A 6,384-nucleotide genomic window follows, 5' to 3' on the forward strand; every position below is an offset into this window, starting at 1 on the left:
AACTGCCCCGGCCTCCAAGGCGGACGCCGGTTTTTCGGGGCGACCGGGCACGGTCAGGAACGGCCCCAGGCTCGTTCGGCGGGGGGCAGGGGGGCAGTCGGTTCGGCCAGGGCGCGAGCGAGCGAGGCCGCCAGCGACGGGCCGTCGTTGACGCACAGGAAGCCCCGGCCGTTGCCGAGCCGGACCACCCGCCGCCGCACCGTGCGGTACCGGGTACGGGTCGGCTCCGCGTACTGCGCGCCCGCCAGGCCGATCACGCGGTCGGTCGGGACCGGCACGCCGCCGCGCGTGCGGCGCACGGTCCGCTGCTGGGTGACTCCTTGGGCACGGGCGTAGCGGCGCAGGATGCGGCCCGCCCACACGGCCGCCACGGGGTCCAGCTCGACCCCGGCCGCCGCCGACTCCAGCCCCCGGTACCCCCAGAACCGACCCGGCCCGGCCCCCGGCGCCTGCCACGCCTCAGGGACCCGGTTCTGGTACTCCTTCGCGCTGTAGGACCCGTGCTTGGTGAAGTACACCGCGAGCCGCCGCGGATCGCGCATCCGGGCGCCTTCCCGGTAGTTCACCGCCGTCCCTGCCCCCTGGTGCAGCCGCCGCTGCTCAGGGTCCGGGTGGGCCACGATGTCCGCCCACACCGCCGACAGCCACTCGCGGTACTCCAGCCCCCCGTCGCCCACGGCCGGGCGGTAGCGGCGCTGCGTGAGCCGCCGGAGCTCCCCGGCGGTGCCCTCCGGCTCCGGCCCCCACAGGTGGATGTGCGGTGCCCCCCGGCGCTGAAATTCGAGCTTCCAGATGCCGAGCCACTCGAAGCCCCAGGCGCGGGCGAACCGCTTGTAGAACGTCAGCAGGTGCCGCTTCACCGCCTTGCCCGTCGGGGCCACGACCTCCCAGTCGCCGGGGTAAGTGAGCGTGGTCATCGGCAGCTTCAGCCCAAGCTTCAGCAGCGGTCCGTAGTCCAGCTCAGCGAGCTTGCGCGTCATGCGGGAGCGGGACTTGCGGGACCACTCCGAGACGACGCGGGTCGGCTCCAGCGGCGCCGGATCATCGACGTACTCAGCGCGGTACCGGCCCAAGTCGGAAGCACGCTGGCGGGCGGTTTCCCGCGCCCGCTCCGCCGTGCGCTCCCGCCGGGCGATGTCCGGCCAGCCGATCGCCAGAGCCCCAGGCGCGATCGTCAGCATCGGGCGCGGTCCCTCGGTGCCGTCCCAGCCGGGCCGCCGATCGAAGAGACCGACAGCGGCCGACACCAGGTCGGGAGTCGGGAACCGGTGATCGGCCCCCTGCCTCTGACCAGGGGTTTCGCTTACGCGGGCAGTTGTGGCACATGTAACAAGCCCGGCGGCGGTGCCGCCGTCTGCGGCGGGGGCGGGCGGGGCTGCGGGGTGAGGGGTCTCGATCACGGACCCACTCAGCTCACGCGGAGGGGTAAGCGGCGCAACCCGCTGAGCGGGCCGCTGTGGCGGTGCGGGGGCACCGCTCCGTACAGTGGACACGAGCAACGTCCTCATCTCGGTGCAGTCGAGAGCGGGGGCGGCGAGCCCGGAGGTGCGAACTCCGGGCTCGTGCCATTTGTGGGGGTGATCCTGTCACTCCCCAACTACGCAATGTGGAGCGCCCCGCCGGGAGACCGGCGGGGCGCTGTCATGTCAGCGGCGGGTCTTGCTGAGGATCACGTCCAGGCAACCGCCGGGGAGGTCCACCACGGCGTCGAAGTCCGCGAGGGTGAAGCCCTCAGCTTCGATCGTCTCGACCAGGGCGGACAGCAGGGCAGTGGCGGCGGCGCGCTGGGCGTCGGTGATCGGGCCGCCGTGGCGGTGGACGGCCGCGATGCGGTCGGCGGGGTTCTGGCTCAGGGGCATGGTTGGTCCTCTCGGTGGTCAGGCAGCAGTCGACAGGCGGGCGGCGAGCTGGGCGGCGGCGGCGAGGATCAGGCGGACCTCCGTCTCGGCGCCGGGGGGCAGCGCGGCCGGGGCGGGTGCCGGCGGAACCGGCGCTGCGGCGGGGGCCGGGCGGCGGCGCAGGGCCACCGCCAGGACCACGAGGCCGACCGCGACGGACAGCAGGTAGGCGAGCGCGATCACGCGGCCTCACCCTCGATCCGCATCTGGCCCCGGCTCGGCTGGATGCCGCGCTCGCGGGTCAGCCGGGCGTATACCTGGCCGACGTACGAGGGGGCGCGGGTGGCGCGCTCGGCCGCCTCGCGGATGGTCAGGCCCTCCGTCCACGCGGCCTCGATGGCCGCCTTGGCGGCGGCGGCGGACAGCCGCCCCTTGGCCGGGGTGTCCACCTCGGCCGGGGCGGGGACCGACCGCAGCCGCTCGGGCGTCTCGACCTGCGGTGTCTGGGTGGACACGGCAGGGGCCGGGGCGGGGTCGTCCACCGGCTCGGGGTCGGCCGCCGGGGCGGTGTCCACCTCGGCCGGGGCGGGGGTGTCCACCTCGGTCTTGTCCACCTCGGCCGCCGCCGCCTCGGCCGCGAGCCGGACGGTCTCCGCGAACCGCGACCGGTACGGCGACGCGGCCTCCGCGAGCACGAACAGCAGGATCGGCGGCACGGCGTGGAGCACGATCGCGGCCGGGTCGAGCACGGCCACGGAGTGCCAGACGTTCAGGCCCAGGGTCGCGGCCCCGGCGAACCACCGCAGCCGCGTGGCCCAGGGTCCGGCGTCGAGCTGGTGGCGCGAGAGCACCGCGTCGCCCAGGAGCGCGGCGATGAGCGCCAGGTCCACGGCCGGGGCCAGGAACCAGGCGATCGGGTCCTGGACGCCGTGGTCGGCGGCGAAGTCGTGGATGTTCTGGAGGCTGAACGCCATCGTGAGCAGCGCGACGACGCCGAGGACGACGTCCATCACGAGCGCGGCCCGGCGGGCGGTCTGTACGGCCGCCTGCCGCTCCGCGTGCTCCAGGTCCGCGACGCGGTTGGAGGCCTGCCAGATCTGGACGTCGGTCTCGGTGGCGCCGGACGCCTCCAGGCGCAGCCGCTCTACGTCCCGGCGGGCGGCGGTGAGCTTGCGGTTCATCGGGCGTTCCTCCGGGTGGCGAGAGCGGCGAGCGGGATCGAGACGGACACGGCGAGGGTCAGGGAGTTGAGGAAGTCGAGCAGGGCGGCCAGCAGGGCGACGAGCCCCAGTGCGCCGACCCCGGCGGCGGCCAGCGTCAGCACGACGTAGGCGCCCGCTTCGTGGCGCTGCATCAGGCCGACACCTCCCCGGCGGTGAGCGTGCCGTCCTCAGCCCGGCGCACGGCCCCGGCCTTGATCAGCGCCTTGACCTCCCGCGACACGGTGCCCTTGTTGAGCCCGGTCGCGGCGACGATCTCGGCATTGGCCGTGGCGCCGTCCCGGACGGCAGCCAGCACCTTGTCGCGGTTGGTCTCGCCGGTCGGCTGAGCCGGAACCGCAGCCGCGGGCGCGTCCTTGACCAGCCGCAGCGCGGGCCGCTCGGCCGCCGACGCAGGGGCCGGCGCCGTGCCGCGCCAGACCGGGCCGCTGGTCGGGAGCGCCTTCACCATCTCGTCGGTGACGTGCCAGATCCGCACCGGGGACGGCTTGCGGCCCTTGTGCTTGACCAGCGCCCGGCCAGGGATGCCGTCCAGGTCACTGGGCGTCCAACCCTTCTCGGCCGCGTTCTCCCCGAAGATCACGCGGTCCGCCGTCTGGGAGTCCACCGTCAGCGCCAGCGTCGAGCCGATGTTCTCCGACACCTGGGCGGTGATGCCGCCGTTGGTCCGCGACGGGTACTGCGTCGCCCATACGATCCAGAACCCCGTGGCGCGAGCGAGGGTGAACAGCCCGTCGAGCTTGTCCAGCACGTCCGACCACCGCTTGTCCTTCGACATGCGGACGATGGCCGCGCCTTCCTCGATCACCACCAGGATCAGCGGGTAGTCCGGGGTCGGGTTCCACTGCGTCACGTCGGCGACGGCCTGGCGGTGCTCCATCTCCGCGCACAGCTCGCAGATCGTGTCGTAGATCGCCTGGTGCACCTCGTCCTGACTGCCGCGCTGGTGCCCCTCGGTGCGGATGCGGCCCTGCCACAGCCGCGCCTCCAGCCGCTTGGGGTCCAGCAGGACGCCGGTCATGCACGGGTCCGCGACGGCCCGCATCATCCACGGCCGCCAGGCCACGGACTTGCCCATGTTGGTCATCCCTGCCACGAGCTTGTGGGTGCCGACGATCGGCACGTCCACGATCTCGCCGGTGACCTCGTCTACGCCGATGCCCTGGCGGTCCGGCGTCCACCGCAGGGACTTGCCGTCCACGGCCGTGCGGGTCCGCAGGATCAGCTGAGCCCAACCACCCCGGTCCCCGGCCTTGATCTGGATTCGCAGCGCGGTGCGGCAGCCGAGCAGCGCCCGGATCCTCGGTTCGGCGGCCCGGAACTTGCCCAGGTCCGCCCACTCCCCATCCAGCCGGACCGCGCACGTGATGCCCGCCTCCCCGAGCTGCGGGACACCGGTCACCGTGCCGGACAGACCCCGGTCCGGGGCGTGCTGCACCCACCACGACGGGTCGAGCCGCTCTAGGAGCTGCTTCTCCTCGGCGGTCGCGCCGTCGTCCACGACCACGGCCGCAGTCCGGCGACCCAGCCACAGCGCGGCGACGTTGAGGCCGATCAGCCCGGCCGACACCGACGCCGGCCACACCGTCCAGTCCGCCGGAGTCGACAGCAGCCAGGACGCGGCGGCGGCCGGGACCGCGTGCACCGCGTGCGCCTCGACCGCCCGGCGCTGGAGCGTCGCCGGGTAGTCGCGCTTCGCTGCCGCGAGCTTGGCCTTGGCGTCCTGCTTGTGCTGGCGGGCGGCCCGGTCCGCCGTCGCCGCAGCCCGGCGGGCCGTCGCCAGCGGATTGGCCGACGCCTTCCGCGCCGCCTGCCGCTGGCTCCGAGCCTGCGCGGCCGTCGACCGCGCGGAGTTGTGCGCCTTCTGCGCCTCCATCAGCGCCTTCAGGTGCTCCGGGGTCCGGAGCTTGGCCCGCCGGTCGGCCTCGGCGTCCCAGCGGGCCGCGAACGGAGCGAAGGCGGGCGACAGGAAGTCGAGCGTGTTGGTGATCCGATCGGCAGCCGTTTTGGCCGCAGGCATGATCTTGGAAGAGACTTGCTTGAGGTCCACGAGTTGTCCTTTCGCGAGGGTCGTGGATCAGGGCCGGAGACTCGTTCCAGCGGGACTCCGGCCCGCCTGTTTTGTTGTGGTTGCTCCCCCGGTTGCGCCGAGGTTGCGGGTTGCACCCCCGCAACCGACTCTGACCTGCGATGTTGCAGGTTGCAGCGGAAGAGGGGAGGGGGCCCCTACGCGTGCGCGCGCGAGGAGCGCCGGTTTCCGGGTGGCTTCAGTCCCGCTCCCAAAGCGAGATCGTGTTGGCCGACAGACCCGTCTTGGCCGCGATCGTGCGGATGGGCACGCCCGCCTTCCGAGCCTGCTTCACGAACGGCTTCAACTCTCGGTCCGCCAGCCTCAGCCGCTCCTTGGCCTCCAGCCGCTTACGGCCCGGAGCCTCCAACGCTCTCTCGGCCTCTTCGCGGGTCACCGTAGAACTCCTTCCGTCCGGATCGATCCGGACGAAAGCCCGTCCGGCTGTGCATGAGTCAGACTGACACATGCACAGGCCGTGCGCAACCCCAGCACGCCAATCCGCTGTGCGGCCATCTGAGCCGCCCTCAGACGCTCCCAAGCCCGAGAAGTCCGCCCGCAACCTGAAAAGCCCGCAGAGAGCCGTACAGCGGCCCGGACGGGCGCGTTACAAGTTTCTCTACGTCATCAAGGCCGGTCGCTCCGCTCCCGGCGCGGCCCGGCTCTCCGGGCCGCCGCTCCTGTCTCCGCCCCGCTCCGGCCCGGTCGCCCGGCCGCGCTGGATGGGCAGTCCGGCCGCCTGCCGACTGCACCGGCGCCGGGGCGCGGGTGGCCCAGGCTGGCTACAGGGGGAGGGGGGTCGGCGCGGGCGGGACTGCCCACACATGCGGGCCGCCACGGGGTCGGCCGCCGTACTGCCGCCGTCACGGATGACGGGCGCGTGAGCAGACCGGACCCATAGCCCGCGGCTGAGGGGGAGCTGGCTGCTGCCGCGATATGGCGAGCGCATCGTCTTCTCGCTCCGCTCGTTCCACGCCGTCATGGGTTGAGCGTCCGGCTCTCCCGCCGCCGGCCTTTTTGCCGACGAGCACCAGGAGCACGAGCACGACGAAGCGGAGCGGCGTGGAGTTGCCCACGCCGCTCCGCAGATGTCGACAGCAGGGCAGAGCGAGTTAGTAGTTACTGGGCCCAGTAACTGCCCCGGCCTCCAAGGCGGACGCCGGTTTTTCGGGGCGACCGGGCACGGTCAGGAACGGCCCCAGGCTCGTTCGGCGGGGGGCAGGGGGGCAGTCGGTTCGGCCAGGGCGCGAGCGAGCGA

The 6,384-nt window shown here is 73.3% G+C and carries 7 protein-coding genes; all 7 read right to left on the bottom strand.

Translation table 11 applies throughout. From position 1 onward, the window contains the following. Positions 1–53: 53 nt before the first annotated feature. Positions 54–1,247: a hypothetical protein gene (locus tag LJ221_RS22690; protein WP_241718578.1), complete on the bottom strand. Its 1,194-nt coding sequence runs from the start codon at positions 1,245–1,247 to the stop codon at positions 54–56. Positions 1,248–1,646: 399 nt separating this feature from the next. Then, positions 1,647–1,859, bottom strand: a complete 213-nt coding sequence (locus tag LJ221_RS22695; protein WP_241718579.1) for a hypothetical protein — start codon at positions 1,857–1,859, stop codon at positions 1,647–1,649. An 18-nt stretch (positions 1,860–1,877) separates the two neighbouring features. Then, on the bottom strand, positions 1,878–2,081 hold the full coding sequence (locus LJ221_RS22700) for a hypothetical protein (RefSeq protein WP_241718580.1): 204 nt from the start codon (positions 2,079–2,081) through the stop codon (positions 1,878–1,880). Then, complete coding sequence (locus LJ221_RS22705) at positions 2,078–3,019, bottom strand: DUF2637 domain-containing protein (protein WP_241718581.1); 942 nt, start codon at positions 3,017–3,019, stop codon at positions 2,078–2,080. Before LJ221_RS22705 ends, LJ221_RS22700 begins: the two co-directional genes overlap by 4 nt. Further along, entirely contained in the window at positions 3,016–3,192 is a 177-nt protein-coding gene (locus LJ221_RS22710) for a hypothetical protein (RefSeq protein ID WP_241718582.1), read from the bottom strand. The genes LJ221_RS22705 and LJ221_RS22710 overlap by 4 nt, the downstream gene beginning before the upstream one ends. Beyond that, entirely contained in the window at positions 3,192–5,108 is a 1,917-nt protein-coding gene (locus LJ221_RS22715; RefSeq protein WP_241718583.1) for an ATP-binding protein, read from the bottom strand. Before LJ221_RS22715 ends, LJ221_RS22710 begins: the two co-directional genes overlap by 1 nt. Positions 5,109–5,325: 217 nt before the next feature. Continuing rightward, a complete protein-coding gene (locus LJ221_RS22720) occupies positions 5,326–5,523 on the bottom strand; it encodes a hypothetical protein (RefSeq protein ID WP_241718584.1) in 198 nt (65 codons plus the stop codon). Positions 5,524–6,384: the final 861 nt, after the last annotated feature.

Source organism: Streptomyces sp. CNQ085 (genome assembly GCF_022614595.1).
Lineage (GTDB): Bacteria > Actinomycetota > Actinomycetes > Streptomycetales > Streptomycetaceae > Streptomyces.

What these genes read in the sequence shown, in the direction of transcription:
- LJ221_RS22695 (WP_241718579.1), bottom strand. Translation starts at nt 1,859, where the DNA reads ATGCCCCTGAGCCAGAACCCCGCCGACCGCATCGCGGCCGTCCACCGC.
- LJ221_RS22705 (WP_241718581.1), bottom strand. Translation starts at nt 3,019, where the DNA reads ATGAACCGCAAGCTCACCGCCGCCCGCCGGGACGTAGAGCGGCTGCGC.
- LJ221_RS22710 (WP_241718582.1), bottom strand. Translation starts at nt 3,192, where the DNA reads ATGCAGCGCCACGAAGCGGGCGCCTACGTCGTGCTGACGCTGGCCGCC.